The following is a 19,177-nucleotide window of genomic DNA, read 5'->3' as shown; positions in this document are numbered from 1 at the left end:
GGAAAATAATGGGCGAAGGTAGCCTCGCTCGCAAGAGAAACGGCGAAATCAGCAAGGATGAAGGTGTGGCACGACCCAACCGACAGGCCGAACGGCGCGAGGAGATCCTCGATGCCACCATCTCCCTGATCGAACGGCACGATCTGGCGAAGCTGCGGATCGCCGACGTCGCCGCGGAGCTCGGCTTGACCACCAACGCCGTCCGCTACTACTTCAAAGAGATGGGCCAGCTGCTGTCCGAGCTCGCTCAGCGTTCCGACGCGCGGTTCTACGACGATCGCCTTGCCGTGGTCGAACGCACCGAAGACGTTGCCCAGCAGCTCGCCCTGACCATCGCGGCCGGACTGCCGACCGGACCGGAGGACGCCGAGTGGCGCGCGATCTGGCGCGCGGTCCTAGCGGCCGGGTTCGAGCTCGACCAACGCCGCGACGTCCAGCACATCTATCACCGGCAGGTGAAGCTCTACACCCGCATCCTCGAATCGGGCGCCCGCGACGGTGTGTTCCAGCTGCAGTCCCCCGCGCGTGACGCCGCGATGACGTTGATGGCCATGGAGGATTACCTCGGCTTCCGCGTCGTGGCCCGCGATCCCGAGCTGAGCCGCGAGACCGCGCTGCGCCTCATGCGTCAATACGCGGAATTGGCAACGGGCACCAGGCTTCCGGTGACGGAGTGACCACGCGCGCCCCGATCGGGGCCGCGATGCTGGTGGTCCTCGCCGCGATCAGCCAGGAGGTCGGTGCTGCATTCGCGGTCGGGCTGTTCGCCGCGGTCGGCACCGTCGGCGCGTTGTTCGCGAGGTTCGCGGTGGCCGGGGTCATCCTGTGCGCGGCAGCCCGGCCGACGGTGCGCGGCCTGACGCGCCGGGCGTGGGGCTCGGCGGTCGCGCTGGCGGCCACCCTGGCGGTGATGAACTTCTGCTTCTACCTCGCGATCGCACGGATCCCGCTCGGCATCGCCGTGACCATAGAAGCCCTTGGCCCACTGATCCTTTCGGTCGTGACGAGTAGCAGGCGCATCGCATGGCTGTGGGCCCTGCTGGCCTTCTCCGGGGTCGCCCTGCTCGGCCTGCCCCGCCACGGTGGCGGGCACTTCGACCCGATGGGCTTCGCCTTCGCCGCGGCCGCGGGCCTCGCGTGGGCCTGCTACATCCTGGCCTCGGCACGCACCGCCGCCGAGTTCCGCCGCGTCGACGGGCTGGCCCTCGCCACGGCCATGGGCGCGATCGTCGTGGCCCCGTTCGCGGCGGCTTCGGTGCACCTGGACGCGCTGCACTGGCATGTGCTCGGGATCGGCGCCGCCGTCGGGGTGTTGTCGTCGGTGATCCCGTACTCACTGGAGCTGATCTCCCTGCGCCGGCTGCCCCCGGCCACGTTCGCGGTGCTGACGTGCCTGTCACCGGTCACGGCCGCGCTGGCCGGGCTCGTGGTGCTCGGCCAGCAGATCGGCCTGCTCGGCTATCTCGGGGTGGCGCTGGTGACGGTCGCGAGCATCGGTGCGGTCCGCTCGGCGCACGCAGGCCCCATCGAGCCACTCGGCTGATTTCCCTTGGCGAGCAGACGCGCCGGTACCCGACACGCCGGGAAAATGGGTACCTACGTGTCTGCTCGCCGGAGTCAGGTGATCGTCAGCGCACCGTCGTGCACGTGTGCCCGGAGCACCACGGGCTGGTGCGACGCCGTGAGGACGGCCCACGCGACGGGCTCGGTGAGCTCGGTGCGGATGGCCCGGCGCAGGCCGCGCGCGCCGTACACCGGATCGAATCCTTTTGCCTGCACGAATTCCACGACGCTGTCATCGACCTCAAGCTCGACGCCGCGGGCCTTGAGCCGGTGCACGAGGTCGCCGATCTCCTTGCGGGTCACGCGCTCGGCCGTATTGTCGTCGAACGCGTCGAATACCACGGTCTCGTCGATACGGTTGAAGAACTCGGGATCGAAGAACGACTCGACGGCGTCGTGGGCCAGCTCCCGTTCCGATGCGGCCGCCTTGCCCCACCAGCGTCTGCGCCGCCGGGATCGTTGCAGCGCAGCGATTTTCCCGGACCCCAGGTTCGAGGTCAGGAAGATGTAGCTGTTGCGGAACGAGATCTTCTGCTGCCCGTTGGCCAGTCGCAGTTCGCCGGTGTCCAGCACATGCAGCAAGGCCCGCAGCACGCTGGCGTCGGCCTTCTCGACCTCGTCGAACAGCACGATCCCCGGCTGGTACGGCCCGCCCTCGATCTTGCCCTTGTCGAAGAGCGTGAAGGACTCCTTGCTGCCCGCATAGCCGGGCGGGGCGCCCGACAGCGACGCCGCGTAGTGCTCCTGCGCCAGGGCGCTCATGTCGATGCGGCACAGGTCGTCGGGCCCGGTCCGCAAGGCCGCCGCGACCTGGCGGACCAGTTCGGTCTTGCCGACCCCGGTCGGCCCGACCAGCAGCACGCTGGACAGGGGGCGACCGGGGTCGGCCATGCCGACCTGGGCGATCGACACCGCGCGGACCACCGCTTCGACCGCGTGGGGCTGGCCCAGGATCGCCGCGCCCAGCCGGCGCGAAAGTTCCTGAGGGTCAAAGCCTCCCGCGGGCCTGGTAGCCGGCGGCTCCGCCACCCGGGCAGAATTGCGATTCTGCTCGTGATACATGTCGGTGAGAAACGGCAACGCGGCGCCTATCCGGCCTCGGCGGTCTGCTCGACCGGGAGCGATCCGACGCGGCAGTCAGCCACCCCGACCGTGCTCCTGGTGATCGATTCGACCCGCTCCTGGGCCTTCTGCGCGTCGGTCACCCACAGTTTGTAGAACTCGAAGGGGCAGTCGGCGACACCCTTGTCGCCGTCGCCCGCGGCGTGCACGCCGGAGTAGCCGCGGTGCAGCAGCTTGAACAGATGGTTCTGGGACTGGTCGTTCTCCCGCGCGTCGCGGATCGCGGCCAGCGAGAGCTGCGCGTACTGGATGCCGTACTCCTCCTCGCCGGTCTCACCGAGCGTGCGCCCGTCGAATCCGATGATGGCCGAATGGCCGAAGTAGGAATAGACGCCGTCGAAGCCGGCCGCATTCGCCACGGCCACATAGCAGTTGTTGGCCCACGCCATGGCCTTGGCCATCAGCACCTGCTGATCCTTGGCGGGGTACATGTAGCCCTGGCACCGCACGATCAGCTCGGCGCCCTTCATCGCGCAGTCCCGCCAGATCTCCGGGTAGTTCCCGTCGTCGCAGATGATCAGTGAGATCTTGAGCCCCTTCGGCCCGTCGGTGACATACGTGGTGTCCCCCGGATACCAGCCCTCGATCGGGCACCACGGCAGGATCTTGCGGTACTTCTGGACGATGTCGCCCTTGTCGTCGATCAGCACCAGGGTGTTGTACGGCGGCTTGTTCGGATGGTCTTCGTGGCGCTCGCCGGTGATCGAGAAGACGCCCCAAGTGCCTGCCTCGCGGCACGCGGCCGAGAAGATCGCGGTCTCCTCGCCGGGGATCGTCGCGGCGGTGTCGTACATCTCCTGCTCGTCGTACATGATGCCCTGTGTCGAATACTCGGGGAACACAACGAGATCCATGCCTGGAAGGCCGGATTTCATGCCGATGAGCATGTCGGCGATGTTGCGGGCGTTGTCGAGCACCTCAGCCCGGGTGTGCAGCCGCGGCATCTTGTAGTTGACGACGGCCACGCCGACGGTGTCCGGGCTGGACGAGATGTCTCCGTGTCTCATGATCGCTCCTCGGTAGTTGGTTGACGGATCAGCTGTAAGCGGGTTGTTTTGCGGCAGTGTGTGATCGGTGCGCACTCAGCGCCTTGGCGATCACGAACAGCACGATGAAGCCGAGCGCCCAGATCGCCGCGATGCCGGGCGTGCTCCGGTAGTGGCCGCTGAGCATCAAGAAAGCGGGCAATGTGCAGGTCGGCTGGCTCAGCAGCACGACCGACCAGCCCGTGAACCGCGCGAGCTGGTCGCGGTGCACGCCGAGCACCAGGAAGAACAGCAACCACAGCACGGCCCAGCTCAACCAGATGACACCGAACACCGGGTCGTCGACCACGGTGAACGACAGCCCCGCATAGACGACGGCGCCGCCCGCGACGAACAGCGAAAACCAGCCGATGCCTTCGGGTTCCAGGCCCGCAATGTTGACGATGCCCACGTAGAGGTACGTGAATCCGAACAGGTACAGGCCTGACGCGGCCAGCGTGGCGGCGGCGTCACCGTCCGCCATGACCAACATGATCGTGGGCAGCACGCACTGCAGGGCGCCGACGAACAGGTTGAGGATCGCGGCCGAGCGCGCAGGCACGATGTTCAACAGCATCAAGCCGTTGACGAAAAGCACTGCCCCGACGTAAAGGAGACCGACACTGCCCACCGGTACACCTCCCAATTACTTCCAAATGAAATATGTCCAAATGAAAGTAAGTGACCGGCGCCACACTGTCAACAAGTGGGCCCGGATTCAGTCGGCGAGGCTGCCCGGCAACGTCGTGACGATCTCGAAGTCCACCCCGGCCGCGACGGCGAGGTGCACCGGTTGGCTGGTGCGGTGACTCTTGAACTCGACCGTGCCGCGCGGGCTGTCATATGCCGCGCCCTCCGACACGGCTTCGATGTCGAGCCCGTCGCCGGCCCGGTTGATCATCTCCGCGAGGAAATACGCTCCCTCGTAACAGGATTCGGCGGCATTTCCCAGCGCCGGCGCGCTCGACCCGTTCACTTCGAGGTACCGGTCGAGCAACTCCATCGAATTGCGCCCCACCATCGAGCGGAAGTACGAGGCCGCGACGAACAGCCCTTGCGTCGCGTCATGCCCGCTCGCGATGAGCATGTTCTCGTCCATGAGCGGGCTGAACCGCAGCTTCTCGTCTTGCAGCCCACGGCGCGCGAACGTCCGGTTGAACTCGACCGCGTCCTGCCCCACCAACAGCATCAGCACGGCCTCACACCGCGACTGGGCCACCTTGTCGACGAGGCGGTCGATGTCGCCGTGCCCGAGCGCGACGAACGACCCCCCGACCAGATCGAGCGACAGTTCCCGGACGTAGCGCCGCACCTCGGCCAGCGACGTGCGCGGCCACACGTAGTCGTCGCCGACGACGAACCACTTCCGGATACCCAGGTTGTCGCGCATCCATCGCAACGCAGGCGCGATCTGCTGGTCGGGAGTCTCACCGCAGCAATAGATTCCGCGACGCCGCTCGCCCCCCTCGTACAGGGCGGGGTACGAGTACGGCACGCGGCCTGCCACCACGGGCGCCAGCGCATTGCGCACCGACGAGATGTGCCAGCCGCTGACCGCGTCGATGCGGTCCTCCTCGATCAGCCGGTTGATCTCGGCCGCGACGGCCTTCGGGTGCGCCCCGCCGTCGACCACCTCGATGTGCACTTCGCGCCCCAGCACACCGCCGGCCGCGTTGAGGTCATGCGCCACGAGATCGCCGACGGCTTCGCAGGACGGGCCGAACAGCCCGGCCGGCCCCTGCAGCGGCACCACCATCGCCAGGCGCCATTCTGCGTCGCGGGCGAGCGTGCGCACTCGTACTGTCACCCGTTGGTTCCATTCCTCGTTACCGGGCAGGCGAGACCTTCAGCTAGAATCATTCCAATTGAAAGTATCCTCGCGTCGGCGGCGCGAGGCAATCGTCAGTTGGGAGGTCGACGGCCATGACGGGCGTGCTCCCTCCTGACGGTTCTGCCACTCCGTCCACCAGCCACATCATCCGGATCGCCCGCATGATCGGCGCGGTCGTCGAGCACGCGCTCGCACCCGAGGATCTCACGCTCGACGACTGGTTGGCGTTGGAGGCCCTGGGCTCGTCACCGGGCCTGACCATGGCCGAATTGCGGGCCCAGACGCTGACGGCCGCGCCGACGCTGACTCGGGTGGTCGACCGCCTGGTGGCACGCGCGCTGGTGTTCCGCGAGGTCGACGCCGACGACCGCCGCAAGGTCAGGGTCAACCTCAGCAAGCGGGGCGCTGCCCTGCACACCCGGCTGCTCACGACCATCCGCCCCGCGGAGCAGGCGTGGTTCGACGAGCACGGCGTCAGCGCATGGATGATTCCGAACTGACGATCAACGGTCGGCCACTCACGGCAGCAGACCGACCTGGCGATAGACCGCGCGCAGGTAACGCCGCATCTCCTCGGCATCGGGCGGGTCGGGTTGCAGTACGCGGTAGGTGATGGCGCCGACCATCATGTCGATCGCAACGTCCAAGTCGGCATCAGCTGCCACGGTCCCCGCCTCACGCGCCCGCTCCAACAGGCGCCGGGCCAGCTTGCGGCGCGGGCGGATATAGCGTTCCCAGTACACGGCCATGAGTTCGGGGTGGCTGACGGCCGAGCCGAAAACCCGCGCCACCAGCGCCCGGTAGAACGGCGTCGTCGTGGTCACGGCCGCGCCCTCGATAGCCGCTTCGACCAGTTCGTACGGAGACGCGATTTCGATTTCCGGGCCTGACGCCCAGCCCACCTCGTCGGCGACCAGGCTCTCCATCGCCGCGGCGATCAGCTCTTCTTTCCCCGACCACCGCCGATAGATGGTCGGCTTGCCGACGCCGGCATTCTTGGCGATCTGCTCGATGCTTGCGCCCTCGACGCCACGCTCGATGAACAGGTCCAGCGCGGCTTGCAGGATCGCACGGTCGGTTGCCGCCTCCCGGGGCCGGCCGCGCGGGGCAGGACTGGTCATCGCACCGTTCCTTCGTCCAAAGCCCTTGTGAGCCAACGGTGCAAGCCCTCCGCATGCCCGGGCCGGCCTCGCCAGGCCAAGTGGGCATCGGGCCGGATCAACATCACCTCTGCCCCGTGGTGGCGCAGCTCGACGACGAAGTCTCCGAGCCGCCTGCGGGCCGCCCCGATACCGTCGTCCTGCACGCCGGACGGCACCAGCACCGCCCACCGCCCACCGAGCTCACGGTGCAGCCGGGTCGGCGTGCCATCCGCCCGCAAACAGGCCAGGTCCGGGATCCGATCGCCGGGACGCGGCTTGCGCCCCCGGCCGCCGAGCGGGCCTTTGCGGTAGCTCACCCACAGCTGAGACGTGGTGAAGGTCGTCCATCGTTGCACGACAGGGAGATTGAACACCCGCACGGCCACGCGATCGCGCAGGAAACGTCCGAGCCGAGTGTTTGCGACGTTGACCCGCGTCACCGCGCTCGTCCCGCGCAGCACCTCGGTGGCCAACGGCCGCCGTTCGGCCTGATAGCTGTCGATCAACGCGTCAGATGCCCGATTGCGCACCACCAGTGCGAGTTTGAAGGCCAGGTTCTCGGCGTCTCCGATGCCGGTCAGCATGCCCTGACCGCCGAACGGCGCGTGGACATGCGCGGCGTCACCCGCGATGAGGATGCGTCCCCGCCGGTAGGTTTCCGCGAGCCGGCGGTGCACCGTGAACACCGAGAGCCATTCGGCGTCGCCGACGCGGACGTCCCGCCCGGTCCGCGCTGGAAGAACTGCCCGGATCCGTTCGAGAATGACGCTGTCAGTTGGCTTTTGCTCCATGGCGGGGTCGTAGACGAACAACCGCCAGAGGTCGTTCGACGCGCTCGACGGCATGGGCATCGCCCCGACCAGACCGTCGGGATGGATCCAGCCGGTGGTGCCCGCGCGGTCCAGATCCCAGTCCAGGTGCACGTCGGCGAGCAGAAACCGCTCGGACAGCTTGACGCCGGGAAACGCGATGCCTGCCAGTTGCCGGGTTGTGCCGGCGGCGCCGTCACAGCCGACGATCCACTGGGCCCGGATCGTTTGCCCACCGTCGAGCTCAGCCACTGCGGTGTCGGCGTCCTGGTGGGCACCGACGAGCGCGGTTCCCCATTCCGGCGTGAGGCCAAGTTCGGCCAGCCGGGCGCGGAGCGCCGCCTCGACCTTGGCCTGCGACACGACCATCGGTGGCGCGGCCGTCCGCATACCCGGATCCCCGAACTCCAGCCTCATCACGGGCCGGTCGCCCAGGTAGCTGGTGATCCGCATCGCCCGCAGCGACTCCTCGGGCAGGGTGCCCAACGCCCCGATCCGACCCAGCACCTCGGAGCCCCGGGCATGTAGGAAGTTCGCCCGCGACGTCGTCGCCGGTCCACTCGCGCGGTCGATGACCCGTACCGAAAGTCCGTGCAGGACCAGGGAACACGCAAGCGTCAGCCCTGTCGGCCCGGCTCCCACCACGACCACGTCTGCATCAGCCATCCTAAAATCGTAACGGTACCGTATCGTAAATTAAAGAGTTCGGTGCCCCACATTTCTCACCCGGCGGCCTATCTTCGAGCCATGGGTTCCAACGAAGTTGAGCAGCTACGGGTCGAGAGTCTGTACCGCTATCCGGTGAAGTCGATGCTCGGCGAGCGCGTGGACGCGCTGCTCGTGGACGCTCGCGGCGCCGAGGGCGACCGTAGGTTGGCCCTGCTCGACGGGTCCACCGGCCGGGTTGCCAGCGCGAAACAGGCGCGGCTGTGGCGTGACCTCTTGCGGTGCACCGCGAGCCTGGACTCGGTAGGCATCCACATCGCGCTGCCGGATGGCACCACCACGTCTTCCGACGACGATGACATCGACGATGTGCTGTCGGAGTTCGCCGGGCGCCAGGTCCGGCTGATCGACAGCAGACCGGCCGGCGCGTCGATCGAGCGGGCCGACCCACAACAGGTGCTCGAACGGGGAGTCGAGGCAGAGGTCGAGGCTCCGCTGCTCGAGTTGGCCATGGCCACGCCCGGTGATTCGTTCGTCGACCTCGCCCCCTTGCACGCGATCACCACCGCCACCCTGGAGCGCATCGGCGTGGAGGCAGCGCGCTATCGCCCCAACATCGTGATCGCCACGCCGCCCGGCTATCCCGCCTACGCCGAGAACTCGTGGACCGACCACGTTCTCACGGTGGGCGGAACCAGATTGCGCGCCATGGGCGCCACGCCCCGCTGCGTCATCCCGACCCTGGAGCACGGATCGCTGCCGCGGGCTCCGCACGCTTTGCGCACACCGGCGGCCGAGAACCGGGTCGACACTTTCGGCCTCGGACCCCTGCCCTGCGCGGGCACCTACCTCGAAGTTCTCACCGGAGGCACGATCGCGACCGACGACCTGATCGCGCTCGGCTGACGCAGATCTCCAGAGGCCTTGCCAACCGGTCCGGCCAATTACTAGGATATGCAAGTATCTCGGGTGTTCCCCGAGCCGCTTGACCGCGCACCTATCTCTTGGACGGACGCCATGACCACACAGATTCCGCATTTCATCAACGGACAGCGCACCAACGCCGGATCCACCCGGACGGCCGACGTGCTCAACCCGAGCACCGGCGAGGTCCAGGCACAGGTGCTGCTGGCTTCGGCAGCAGACGTCGACACCGCCGTCGCCGGTGCCGCCGAGGCCCAGAAGGAATGGGCCGCCTACAACCCGCAGCGCCGGGCCCGGATCCTCATGCGCTTCATCGAACTGGTGAACCAGAACGCCGATGAACTCGCACAGCTGCTCTCCATGGAACACGGCAAGACCGTCGCCGACTCGCTGGGCGACATCCAGCGCGGCATCGAGGTCATCGAATTCGCGATCGGCATCCCGCATCTGCTCAAGGGTGAACACACCGAGGGGGCGGGCACCGGCATCGACGTGTACTCACTGCGCCAGCCCCTTGGCGTGGTCGCGGGCATCACGCCGTTCAACTTCCCGGCGATGATCCCGCTCTGGAAGGCCGGCCCCGCACTGGCGTGCGGAAATGCGTTCATCCTCAAGCCTTCCGAGCGGGATCCCTCGGTGCCGCTGCGGCTGGCCGAACTGTTCATCGAGGCCGGCCTGCCCGCCGGGGTCTTCCAGGTGGTCCAGGGCGACAAGGAAGCCGTCGACGCGATCCTGCACCACCCGACCGTCCAGGCCGTCGGCTTCGTCGGCAGCTCCGACATCGCGCAGTACATCTACTCGACCGCGGCCGCCAACGGCAAGCGTTCGCAGTGCTTCGGCGGGGCGAAGAACCACATGATCGTCATGCCCGACGCCGACCTCGACCAGGCCGTCGACGCGCTGATCGGCGCGGGCTACGGCAGTGCGGGCGAACGCTGCATGGCGATCAGCGTCGCGGTGCCGGTCGGTGAAGAGACCGCGAACCGCCTGCGCGCCCGCCTCGTCGAGCGGATCAACCAGCTTCGCGTCGGCCACAGCCTCGACCCCAAGGCCGACTACGGCCCACTGGTCACCGAGGCCGCACTGGCGCGTGTCAAGGACTACATCGCCCAGGGCGTCGAGGCCGGCGCCGAGTTGGTGGTCGACGGCCGCGAACGTGCCAGTGACGAACTGGCTTTCGGTGACGCCGACCTTTCCAAGGGCTACTTCATCGGGCCCACGCTGTTCGACCACGTCACGACGGACATGTCGATCTACACCGATGAGATCTTCGGGCCGGTGCTGTGCATCGTGCGGGCCCATGATTACGACGAAGCCCTGCGACTGCCGTCCGAACACGAATACGGCAACGGCGTCGCGATCTTCACGCGCGACGGTGACGCAGCTCGCGATTTCGTGTCGCGCGTGCAGGTCGGCATGGTCGGTGTCAACGTGCCGATCCCGGTCCCGGTCGCCTACCACACGTTCGGCGGCTGGAAGCGGTCCGGCTTCGGCGATCTCAACCAGCACGGCCCCGCGTCGATCATGTTCTACACCAAGACGAAGACCGTGACCCAGCGCTGGCCGTCGGGCATCAAGGATGGCGCCGAGTTCGTCATCCCGACCATGAAGTAGTTGGCTGACGTGGATCTGCACGATTTGACCGACGACGAGCGGGTGATCGCCGAGACGGCGGCCGCGTTCGCCGAAAAGCGCATCGCGCCATACGCTTTGGAGTGGGACGAAAGCCACCACTTCCCCACCGACGTATTGCGTGAGGCGGCCGAACTGGGCATGGCGGCCATCTACTGCGGTGAGGACACCGGCGGGAGCGGGCTGTGCCGCCTGGACGCGGTCCGCATCTTCACCGCACTGGCCGCTGCCGACCCGACGCTCGCGGCGTTCCTGTCCATCCACAACATGTGCGCGTGGATGGTGGACAGCTTCGGCACCGACGAACAGCGCAAGACCTGGGTGCCGCGGCTCGCGTCGATGGATGCGATCGCGAGCTACTGTCTGACCGAGCCCGGCGCGGGCTCGGACGCGGCAGCGCTGCGCACCAAGGCCGTTCGCGACGGCGACGACTGGGTGCTCGACGGGGTCAAGCAATTCATCTCCGGGGCGGGCAGCTCGGACGTGTACGTCGTGATGGCCCGCACCGGAGCCGAAGGGCCACGCGGAATCTCGGCCTTCGTGGTCGAAAAGGACACGCCGGGGCTCAGTTTCGGCACCCAAGAGCAGAAGATGGGCTGGAACGCCCAGCCCACCGCGCAGGTGATCTTGGAGGGCGTGCGGGTGCCTGCCGATGCGCTGCTGGGCGGCACCGAGGGCACGGGCTTCGGCATCGCGATGAACGGGCTCAACGGTGGGCGCATCAACATCGCCGCGTGCTCGCTGGGTGGCGCGCAGACCGCATACGACAAGGCGGTCGGCTACCTGGCCGACCGCCAGGCGTTCGGCGGTGCGCTGCTCGACGAGCCGACCATCCGCTTCACCCTGGCCGACATGGCGACCGGACTGGAGACGTCGCGAAACATGTTGTGGCGGGCGGCGAGCGCACTCGACAACAATCACCCCGACAAGGTCACGCTGTGCGCGATGGCCAAACGGTACGTCACCGACACCTGCTTCGATGTCGCCGATCAGGCGTTGCAACTGCACGGCGGCTACGGCTACCTGCGTGAGTACGGCCTGGAGAAAATCGTCCGAGATCTGCGGGTGCACCGCATCCTTGAAGGAACCAACGAAATCATGCGCGTCGTGATCGGTCGCTCCGAAGCGAGCCGTGCCCGCGCATCCGCATAGGGAGTTGCACGTGACCACAATTGCTTTCCTGGGCCTGGGCCACATGGGCGGGCCGATGGCCGCGAACCTGGTCGCGGCTGGCCACACCGTGCGCGGCTTCGACCCGGTCGTCGCCTTCAGGGAGGCCGCCGAGGCGAAGGGCGCGCAGGTGTTCTCCAGCGGCGCACAGGCCGCCGCGGAAGCCGACGTGCTCATCACGTCGCTTCCCAACGGCGACATCGTGAAGGCCGTGTACGCCGAGGTGCTGGCTGCCGCACCGCAGAACACGCTGTTCATCGACACGTCGACCATCTCGGTCGCCGATGCTCGGGAGATCCATGCGCAGGCGGTCGAGCGCGGCCATGCCCAACTCGACGCACCCGTGTCCGGCGGGGTCAAGGGCGCGACCGCCGGCACGCTGGCGTTCATGGTCGGCGGTGAGGACGCGGCCGTCGAGCGCGCCCGCCCGGTGTTGGAACCGTTGGCGGGCAAGATCATTCATTGTGGCGCGTCCGGCACCGGCCAGGCGGCCAAGCTGTGCAACAACATGGTGCTCGCGGTGCAGCAGATCGCCGTCGGCGAGGCATTCGTGCTGGCCGAGAAGCTCGGTCTGGCGGCCCAATCGCTCTACGACGTCATCACGGGAGCCACCGGAAACTGCTGGGCCGTGCACACGAACTGCCCCGTGCCCGGCCCGGTTCCGACGTCACCGGCCAACAACGACTTCACGCCCGGGTTCGCCACGGCGCTGATGAACAAGGATCTCGGACTCGCGATGGATGCCGTGTCCTCGACGGGTGCCACGGCCCCGCTGGGCAGCCACGCCGCCGAGATCTACGCCAAGTTCGCCGTCGACCATGCCGACAAGGACTTCAGCGCGGTGATCGAGACGCTACGCGGCTGACGGGCTGTGCTGTGCCCACCACTGGGCGTGCAGCCGCTGGCACGTCGCGAGCCGCAGCGCCTCGTCGGCGCCTGAATAGTCGGCCCGTACCGCGGCCGCGGCGGCACCGCCGCCCGCCACGCCGTCCGGGTCGATGAGCACGGTGGCCAGCCCGGCCGCGTTGGCCTTACGCAAGCCGGCGGCGGAGCCCGCGACGCCGAGCGCGTCGTGCGGCGCCACCCCGAGCTCCCACAGCGCGTGCCGGTAGGCCTCGGCGCCGTCACCGACGTCGTCACCCGTGACGATGCGTTCCACCAGCCCCTCACCGACCAGTTGGCGCACCAAGGGCTCGACCCACGCGCGGCGCCCGCTCGAGACCACACCCACCGGGATGTCCGCGGCGAACGCGTCCATCACCAGATCCACCAGGCCCGACCGCGGCGCCAACCCGGCGTCGAGGATCATCTCGTCGAACATCTGCTCCTTGGTTGCGCAGATCTCGTCGGCGAGCAACTCTGTGAGCACGTCGCACTCCGTGCCGACGCAGCGTTTGCGCAGCTCAGCGGTGACGCGTTGGCGTTCGTCGTGCAGTGCCAGCAGCTGCCGATACCGCCCGACACTCCACTGGATGCCCAGGCCGTGGGCGGCGAAGGCGGCGTTGAACACGACACGATGCCCGTCGAGGTCGAGATCGGACAGCGCGTCGAGGTCGAAGATCACCGCACGCAGCGGATATGCACCGGAATCGCCGAGCTGGGGACAGTCCCACCAGAACCGACCGGCACGCCATGTTTTTTCCTGTGGTGAGGGCACCTGATCAGAGTGGCCCCCGTCACACCGGCTGCGCGTCCCCCAAAAGGGGGATTGGGCCGGCCAACTTCTGCCCGGCTCTGCTCCTCACACCCGTGCGTCACACATAAGGTGATGCCATGGCGCCCTCCAGCCCAGTGCGCCTTGTGCTGGTCGATGACCACGAAATGGTCATCGAGGGTCTCAAGGCCATGCTCGCTGCATTCGACGACCGGGTACTGGTCGTCGGCCAGGCCGTCGGCGCCGAACGCGCACTGAGCGTGGTGGCCGAACTGGATCCCGACATCGTGCTGTGCGACGTGCGCATGCAGGGCTCCAGCGGCCTGGACCTGTGCCGCGACCTGCGGGAGCGCGACCCGGAACGCAAGGTCGTAATGCTCTCGGTGTACGACGACGAGCAGTACCTGTTCCAGGCGCTACGGGTCGGTGCGGCGGGTTATCTGCTCAAGAGCATCAGCAGCGACGAGTTGGTGCGTCAGATCGAGTTCGCGCACGGCGGCGCGACCGCGATCGACCCCGGTATGGCCGCCCGGGCCGCCGACACCGCCGCGCGCCTGCAGCGCGACGAGTTCTGGCCCGGCGTCCGCCAGGGCCTGACCCAGCGCGAGAGCGAGATCCTGTCCTTCGTCGTAGCCGGACTGTCCAACCGGGGCATCGCGACCAAGCTCGTGATCGGCGAGGAAACCGTGAAAACTCATCTGCGGTCCATCTACCGCAAGCTCGGGGTCAGCGATCGCGCCGGCGCGGTCGCCACGGCGCTGCGAGAAGGCATCTATCAATGACCGGCGATCTCGACCCCACCATCCTGACCACCGACCGCGAGCTGGCGCTGCTACGGGAGCTCATCCAGGCCACGTCCAGCGGGCCCGGGGTCGAGCCGCTGGCGGCCGCGGCCGCACGCATGATCACCGACGCCACCGCGACCGACGTGTGCTTCGTGCACGTGCTCGACGACTCCGAACGCGCGCTGACCCTCGCGGGCGCGACACCGCCGTTCGACGCCGAGGTCGGCAAGATCCGGCTGCCGCTGGGCCAGGGCATCTCGGGATGGGTGGCCAGCCACCGCGAACCGGTGGTGATCAGTCACGACAAAGAAGCCGACCCGCGGTACATGCCGTTCGAGTCGCTGCGCGGGCGGGATTTCACGTCGATGGTGTCCGTCCCGATGCAGACCGATCCGGGCGGGCTGGTGGGCGTGCTCAACGTGCACACCGTCAACCGCCGCGAGTTCACCGCGCGGGATGTCGAACTGCTGGTCGTGATCGGCCGCCTCATCGCCGGTGCACTGCACCAGGCCCGGCTGCACCGGCAGCTGGTCGCGCGCGAACGGGCGCACGAGAATTTCGTCGAGCAAGTCATCGAGGCCCAGGAGATCGAACGCCGCCGACTGGCCGGTGACATCCACGACGGCATCTCGCAACGGCTCGTGACGTTGTCGTACCGGCTGGACGCTGCCGCGCGGGCGGTGGACGACCCGCGTGCCGTCGCCGAACAGCTGGACAAGGCAAGGGAATTGGCCGATCTGACGTTACAGGAGGCCCGTGCCGCGATCAGCGGGCTGCGACCGCCGGTGCTCGACGACCTCGGCCTGGCGGGCGGTCTCGCGAGCCTGGCCCGGTCCATCCCCGGCATCGATCTGGACGTCGAACTGGCCGAGACCCGGGTGCCCGACCACATCGAGCTCGCGCTCTATCGGATCGCCCAGGAGTGCCTGCAGAACGTCGTCAAACACGCCGAGGCCGGCCGGGCGCGGCTCACGTTCGCGGTCGACGACAACGTGGCCCGGCTCGAAATCGTGGACGACGGAAAAGGTTTCGACACGTTCGAGCACCCGCTGGGCAGCGACGAGATGGGTGGCTACGGGCTGCTGTCGATGGCCGAGCGCGCCGAGATCGTGGGTGGGCGGCTCAACATCCGGTCGCGGCCCGGATCGGGCACCGCGGTCACCGCGACCATCCCGTTACCCGCGATCATCGAGTAGGTGGATCCGCACGACGGGAATGGCGTGGGCGATGAGCTCTTCGGTCGACTGAGAAGCGAGCGGTTCGATCCGCAGCACATGGCGTAGGTAGGCGATGCCCAACAGCTGGGCCATCGCGAGATCCACGCGCAACTCGGCGTCAGGGCCGCCCAGCTGGTCCGCGATCTGCGGGTAGAGCCGGTGCTCGATGAACTGGCGCACCAATGCCGCGGAATCATCGTGCGTGGCCGCTCCGCGCAGGATCGCCAACAACGGCGTGCGGGTTTCGGGGTTCTCCCACGCCTCGAAGAACACGCGCGTCAACCGGTCGGCCAGGCCGCAGGCATCGTCGCCCACGATTCGGTCGCGCAACTGTTCGGGCTCGAACGGCCATCCCACGGTCGCGCGGAACAGGTTGGCCTTGCCGCCGAAGTAATGCCGGATCATCGCCGGGTCGACACGGGCGGCCGCGGCGATATCACGCACCGACGTCCTGTCGTAACCCTTCTCGGCGAACAACGTCCGGGCGGCCGTCACCAGCACGTCACGGGTGGCGGTCGGTCCCGGCCGTCGTCCAAGGGGAGCCATGGTCCCGAAATTCTACAGTCGTTGACTTCCCGATCGTGGCAGCGCTACGCTCGTCTCATTAATTCCACACTTGAGGAGTTTCTGCGATGCCCGCTCCACGATGGGTTGCCCGCGCCAACAAGATCGGCCTCAACCGGCTCACCCGTTTCATCGCCCCATGGGCCCCGGGATGGGCCGTCGTGATCCACCGCGGCCGCAAGTCGGGTCGCACCTTCCGGACCCCGCTGTGGGCTTTCCGCAGGCACAACGGCTACGTGATCGCCCTGACCTACGGCCCGCAAGCCGACTGGGTGCGCAATGTGCTCACGGCGGGCGGATGTGAACTCGAGACGCGGCGGCACCACTACCGGCTGACCAACCCCGAGGTCTACCGCGATGACAGTGCCGCCGACATGCCCGCGTTCATCCGGTTCATGCTGCGGTACGTGATCAAGGCACCCGAATTCCTGAGCCTCGAAGTAGCGCGCTGAGCCGGTCAGAAATCGCCGGAATGCCTGCGCAACGTCTCGATCGAGGCCGCAAGCGCACGCGACTGCTCGTCGGACATCCCGATGTCGGCGAACACTTCCTTGTTGAGCGTCGCGGTGGCGTCCTCCACCGTGGACCGCCCGAGGTCGGTGATCCAGACCAACGTGGTGCGTCCGTCGGTCGGATGCGGCGTCCGTTCGACCAGACCGCCGGCCTCCAGCCGCCGGATGGCGTGCGTGACACTCGTGACGTGCACCTGTAGCCGGTCCGACGCCTTGGTGATGGGCAATGCGCCGGTCCGGGTGAACGCCAGCAGTCGCAACAGCTCGTAGCGCGAGAAGCTCAGATCGTAGGGCCGCAGCGCGCTCTCGACCCGCGCCAGCAGGATCTGGTGTGCCCGCATCACCGACGTCACCGCGACCATGCCGTCGGCGACATCACCCCAGCCCGACGCCTCCCAGTTGGCGCGGGCCAACGCGATGGGGTCACGCTTGTCGGGTCCGGAGGGCACTCCTCTTCTTACCCCATCAGCTGCGGGTGCCGCCAAAGCCTGCGCAGATTCGTCAGTCCAGCGCAGCCGTCACCGCACGCAGCACCGCGCGGGTCGATGACCTGGAGCCCACGGTGATCCGCACTCCGCCGTCGGCGTAGTGCCGGACCTGTAGCCCGGTGTCGTCGAACACGTTCCGCCACGGTGTCGACGCCGCGGGCAGATACACGAAGTTGGCGTGCCCGTCGGTGCTGTAGATCCCCTTGGCGCGCAGCCGCGTCCGCAGGAATCGACGCTCGGCCGCGATCACCCGGATCCGCTGGCGCAGCTGGCTTTCCGAATCGTAGGACGCCGCAACGGCGACCAGTGCGGTGAGCCCGATCCCGAACGGCAGCTGCATGCGCCACAGGCTGCGCCCGAGTTCGGCTGCGCAGAAGCCATATCCGATCCGCAACCCGGCCAGCCCGTAGGCCTTCGAAAACGTGCGCACCACCACGACATTGCCGAACCGGTCCACCAGGCTCGGAGCGTCGATGCGGTGCTCGGGCGCGAGGAATTCGACATAGGCCTCGTCGAGCAGTACCACAGTGTCCTCGGGAACTCTGGTCAGGAATCGTTCGATGTCCGCAGCGGTCTCGATGGTTCCGGTCGGGTTGTGCGGCCGGCACACGACCACCACCCTGGCCCGGGCCGCGGCGTCGGCCATGGCATCGAGGTCGTGATGGCCATGCACATCGAGGGGCACTGTGACCGAACGCAACCGGGCCATCTGCGCGAAGATCGGATATCCGTCGAACGTCGGTGCCGACATCACGATGGTGTCACCGGGACTGGTCACCGCGTGCAGCACCTGCATGATGGCGCCGGTTGCACCCACCCCGATCACCACCTGCTCCTCGCCCACGCCGACGCGTGACGCGATCAACGACCGCAACCGCTGCGGCAGGAACTCGGGGTAGCGGTTGGCGGCGTCGATCGACGTGACCATCGCCGACCGCACCGCGGGCAACGGCGGGAACGGACACTCGTTGAGCGAGAGCGCAAACGGGTTCACCGCCTCGGGCAGCGCGCCGACCGCGTCGAGCAGCGCGGGCCGCAACCCGGTCACCGGACGCGTCCGCCCCAGCGCAGCGCCGCGGCGCCGGCGAAGTCACCGGCATGCGCGAACGCGGCCATCAGCACCGTGTCGCCGGTCTTGAGCTTGCCTGCCGTGATCGCCCGGTCCAGGTTGACCGGGATGCCTGCGGCGAACAGGTTGCCGCAGTCGTCGAACGTGTCGACGTGCCGGGTCTTCGGAAGTTCCAGCGCGTCCCGCCAGTTCCGCAGGAAAACCCGGTTCGGCTGGTTGGTCACCAGCAGGTCGACGTCCTTGGGCGCCAACCCGATTCGGTCGCACACCGCATACGACACCTCGGGCACCTGCCGGTTGCCCCGGGCCAGCACCTTGGTGATCTTGCTTTCGGTGAAACCGATGCAGCCCTCCCCCGGCCCGGCCTGCCACCACTTGCGGGGCGGGTCGACCGAGATGGTCATGTCGCCGGCGTATTCGCCGTACGTGCGGCATTCGACGTCGAGGATCGGCGACTCGGCCGACCGCGTCACGAGTCCGACAGCGGCACCGTCACCCGGCACCGCGGCTTGGGCCTTGCGTCGCACGGTCTCCTGGTCGAAGATCTGGCCCGCGGCGTTCTGGGCGACCGCGATGAGCGCGGTGCGGCCCTCACCGGCTGCCAGCAGGTTGCGGGCGAGTTTGAGTCCGAGCACGAAGGCCGCACAGCCGCCGTTGTGCAGGTCGATCACCCAGTTCGGTTTCATGCCAAGGCGATGCGCCATGGCGCCGCCCCCGCCGTAGAACGGCATGTCGGGCAGCTGGGTGTGCGTGATCAACACGTCGGCATCGGCGACGACGTCCTGACCGTGCCGCTCGACGAGGCCGGCCGCCGCCCGCTCGACCATGTCGACCGCGGTCTCGTCGGGGCCCACATGGTGGCGGAACCGCGGCGCGCGGAACATCAGGTTGTCGCGCAGATCGTCGGAATCGGCGAACTGCAGGTAGTAATCAGAGCTGACCGGGTCACCGGGCAGGTACGTCGACACATCGATCAGGCTGACGGTGTTGGTTTCGTCGTTCAT

Annotated in this window: 21 protein-coding genes; 10 read left to right on the top strand and 11 right to left on the bottom strand. The window is 67.8% G+C overall.

What is annotated here, in order from left to right; translation table 11 throughout:
- Positions 1 to 8: 8 nt before the first annotated feature.
- Together G6N67_RS21630 and G6N67_RS21625 are read left to right on the top strand one after the other, a co-directional pair.
- Complete coding sequence (locus G6N67_RS21630; protein ID WP_036429008.1) at positions 9 to 677, top strand: TetR/AcrR family transcriptional regulator; 669 nt, start codon at positions 9 to 11, stop codon at positions 675 to 677.
- Positions 674 to 1,543, top strand: coding sequence for an EamA family transporter (locus G6N67_RS21625; RefSeq protein WP_036429010.1), 870 nt, complete (start codon positions 674 to 676; stop codon positions 1,541 to 1,543). Before G6N67_RS21630 ends, G6N67_RS21625 begins: the two co-directional genes overlap by 4 nt.
- A gap of 74 nt (positions 1,544 to 1,617) precedes the next feature.
- On the opposite strand, the gene G6N67_RS21620 is transcribed toward G6N67_RS21625, so the two are convergent.
- From G6N67_RS21620 to G6N67_RS21605, 4 genes are all read right to left on the bottom strand, one after another.
- Positions 1,618 to 2,643 carry an AAA family ATPase gene (locus G6N67_RS21620; protein ID WP_036429012.1) on the bottom strand — a complete coding sequence of 342 codons (1,026 nt, stop codon included), beginning with the start codon at positions 2,641 to 2,643 and terminating at the stop codon, positions 1,618 to 1,620.
- Positions 2,644 to 2,651: 8 nt separating this feature from the next.
- A complete protein-coding gene (locus G6N67_RS21615; protein WP_036429013.1) occupies positions 2,652 to 3,692 on the bottom strand; it encodes an aliphatic amidase in 1,041 nt (346 codons plus the stop codon).
- A 28-nt stretch (positions 3,693 to 3,720) separates the two neighbouring features.
- Positions 3,721 to 4,341 (bottom strand): AmiS/UreI family transporter, encoded by a 621-nt coding sequence (locus G6N67_RS21610; RefSeq protein WP_036429015.1) that lies wholly within the window; start codon positions 4,339 to 4,341, stop codon positions 3,721 to 3,723.
- An 87-nt stretch (positions 4,342 to 4,428) separates the two neighbouring features.
- Entirely contained in the window at positions 4,429 to 5,466 is a 1,038-nt protein-coding gene (locus G6N67_RS21605) for a substrate-binding domain-containing protein (protein ID WP_051578852.1), read from the bottom strand.
- A gap of 167 nt (positions 5,467 to 5,633) precedes the next feature.
- Between G6N67_RS21605 and G6N67_RS21600 the strand changes: the two genes are divergently transcribed.
- Positions 5,634 to 6,041, top strand: a complete 408-nt coding sequence (locus tag G6N67_RS21600) for a MarR family winged helix-turn-helix transcriptional regulator (RefSeq protein WP_051578450.1) — start codon at positions 5,634 to 5,636, stop codon at positions 6,039 to 6,041.
- Between the two features lie 18 nt (positions 6,042 to 6,059).
- On the opposite strand, the gene G6N67_RS21595 is transcribed toward G6N67_RS21600, so the two are convergent.
- Both G6N67_RS21595 and G6N67_RS21590 read right to left on the bottom strand, forming a co-directional pair.
- Positions 6,060 to 6,662 carry a TetR/AcrR family transcriptional regulator gene (locus G6N67_RS21595; protein WP_036429017.1) on the bottom strand — a complete coding sequence of 201 codons (603 nt, stop codon included), beginning with the start codon at positions 6,660 to 6,662 and terminating at the stop codon, positions 6,060 to 6,062.
- Positions 6,659 to 8,158, bottom strand: a complete 1,500-nt coding sequence (locus tag G6N67_RS21590; protein WP_036429019.1) for an FAD-dependent oxidoreductase — start codon at positions 8,156 to 8,158, stop codon at positions 6,659 to 6,661. Before G6N67_RS21590 ends, G6N67_RS21595 begins: the two co-directional genes overlap by 4 nt.
- Positions 8,159 to 8,239: 81 nt before the next feature.
- Here G6N67_RS21590 and G6N67_RS21585 point away from each other — a divergent pair, with 81 nt between their 5' ends.
- The 4 genes from G6N67_RS21585 to mmsB all read left to right on the top strand — a co-directional run bounded on the left by G6N67_RS21585 (position 8,240) and on the right by mmsB (position 12,749).
- Entirely contained in the window at positions 8,240 to 9,064 is an 825-nt protein-coding gene (locus G6N67_RS21585; RefSeq protein ID WP_036429021.1) for an MOSC N-terminal beta barrel domain-containing protein, read from the top strand.
- Between the two features lie 111 nt (positions 9,065 to 9,175).
- Complete coding sequence (locus G6N67_RS21580) at positions 9,176 to 10,696, top strand: CoA-acylating methylmalonate-semialdehyde dehydrogenase (protein WP_036429022.1); 1,521 nt, start codon at positions 9,176 to 9,178, stop codon at positions 10,694 to 10,696.
- Positions 10,697 to 10,705: 9 nt separating this feature from the next.
- Positions 10,706 to 11,866, top strand: coding sequence for an acyl-CoA dehydrogenase family protein (locus tag G6N67_RS21575; protein WP_036429024.1), 1,161 nt, complete (start codon positions 10,706 to 10,708; stop codon positions 11,864 to 11,866).
- Positions 11,867 to 11,876: 10 nt separating this feature from the next.
- Positions 11,877 to 12,749, top strand: a complete 873-nt coding sequence (gene mmsB / locus G6N67_RS21570; RefSeq protein WP_036434381.1) for a 3-hydroxyisobutyrate dehydrogenase — start codon at positions 11,877 to 11,879, stop codon at positions 12,747 to 12,749.
- Here mmsB and G6N67_RS21565 read toward each other — a convergent pair.
- On the bottom strand, positions 12,738 to 13,541 hold the full coding sequence (locus G6N67_RS21565; protein WP_036429025.1) for an HAD family hydrolase: 804 nt from the start codon (positions 13,539 to 13,541) through the stop codon (positions 12,738 to 12,740). The two genes, mmsB and G6N67_RS21565, sit on opposite strands and share 12 nt — an antisense overlap.
- Positions 13,542 to 13,657: 116 nt before the next feature.
- Between G6N67_RS21565 and G6N67_RS21560 the strand changes: the two genes are divergently transcribed.
- Both G6N67_RS21560 and G6N67_RS21555 read left to right on the top strand, forming a co-directional pair.
- Positions 13,658 to 14,320, top strand: coding sequence for a response regulator (locus tag G6N67_RS21560; RefSeq protein ID WP_036429026.1), 663 nt, complete (start codon positions 13,658 to 13,660; stop codon positions 14,318 to 14,320).
- Entirely contained in the window at positions 14,317 to 15,519 is a 1,203-nt protein-coding gene (locus tag G6N67_RS21555; protein ID WP_036429027.1) for a GAF domain-containing sensor histidine kinase, read from the top strand. Before G6N67_RS21560 ends, G6N67_RS21555 begins: the two co-directional genes overlap by 4 nt.
- Here G6N67_RS21555 and G6N67_RS21550 read toward each other — a convergent pair.
- Entirely contained in the window at positions 15,499 to 16,086 is a 588-nt protein-coding gene (locus G6N67_RS21550) for a TetR/AcrR family transcriptional regulator (RefSeq protein WP_036429028.1), read from the bottom strand. The two genes, G6N67_RS21555 and G6N67_RS21550, sit on opposite strands and share 21 nt — an antisense overlap.
- An 86-nt stretch (positions 16,087 to 16,172) precedes the next feature.
- Between G6N67_RS21550 and G6N67_RS21545 the strand changes: the two genes are divergently transcribed.
- The gene (locus tag G6N67_RS21545; RefSeq protein WP_036429029.1) at positions 16,173 to 16,556 is read left to right on the top strand and encodes a nitroreductase family deazaflavin-dependent oxidoreductase; all 384 of its coding nucleotides are present in this window, start codon (positions 16,173 to 16,175) and stop codon (positions 16,554 to 16,556) included.
- Between the two features lie 5 nt (positions 16,557 to 16,561).
- Here the strand turns inward: G6N67_RS21545 and G6N67_RS21540 are convergent, their stop codons facing one another.
- The 3 genes from G6N67_RS21540 to G6N67_RS21530 are packed head-to-tail and all read right to left on the bottom strand — an operon-like array spanning position 16,562 to position 19,177.
- Entirely contained in the window at positions 16,562 to 17,065 is a 504-nt protein-coding gene (locus tag G6N67_RS21540) for a MarR family winged helix-turn-helix transcriptional regulator (protein WP_036429030.1), read from the bottom strand.
- Positions 17,066 to 17,117: 52 nt separating this feature from the next.
- Positions 17,118 to 18,152, bottom strand: a complete 1,035-nt coding sequence (locus G6N67_RS21535) for a pyridoxal phosphate-dependent aminotransferase (protein WP_110798329.1) — start codon at positions 18,150 to 18,152, stop codon at positions 17,118 to 17,120.
- The gene (locus tag G6N67_RS21530; RefSeq protein ID WP_036429031.1) at positions 18,149 to 19,177 is read right to left on the bottom strand and encodes a 3-oxoacyl-ACP synthase III family protein; all 1,029 of its coding nucleotides are present in this window, start codon (positions 19,175 to 19,177) and stop codon (positions 18,149 to 18,151) included. The genes G6N67_RS21535 and G6N67_RS21530 overlap by 4 nt, the downstream gene beginning before the upstream one ends.

This window comes from Mycolicibacterium mageritense, assembly GCF_010727475.1.
Classification (GTDB): Bacteria; Actinomycetota; Actinomycetes; order Mycobacteriales; family Mycobacteriaceae; genus Mycobacterium; species Mycobacterium mageritense.
Note: the sequence above shows the minus strand (reverse complement) of the source record. Positions and strands in the feature narration are given on the sequence as shown.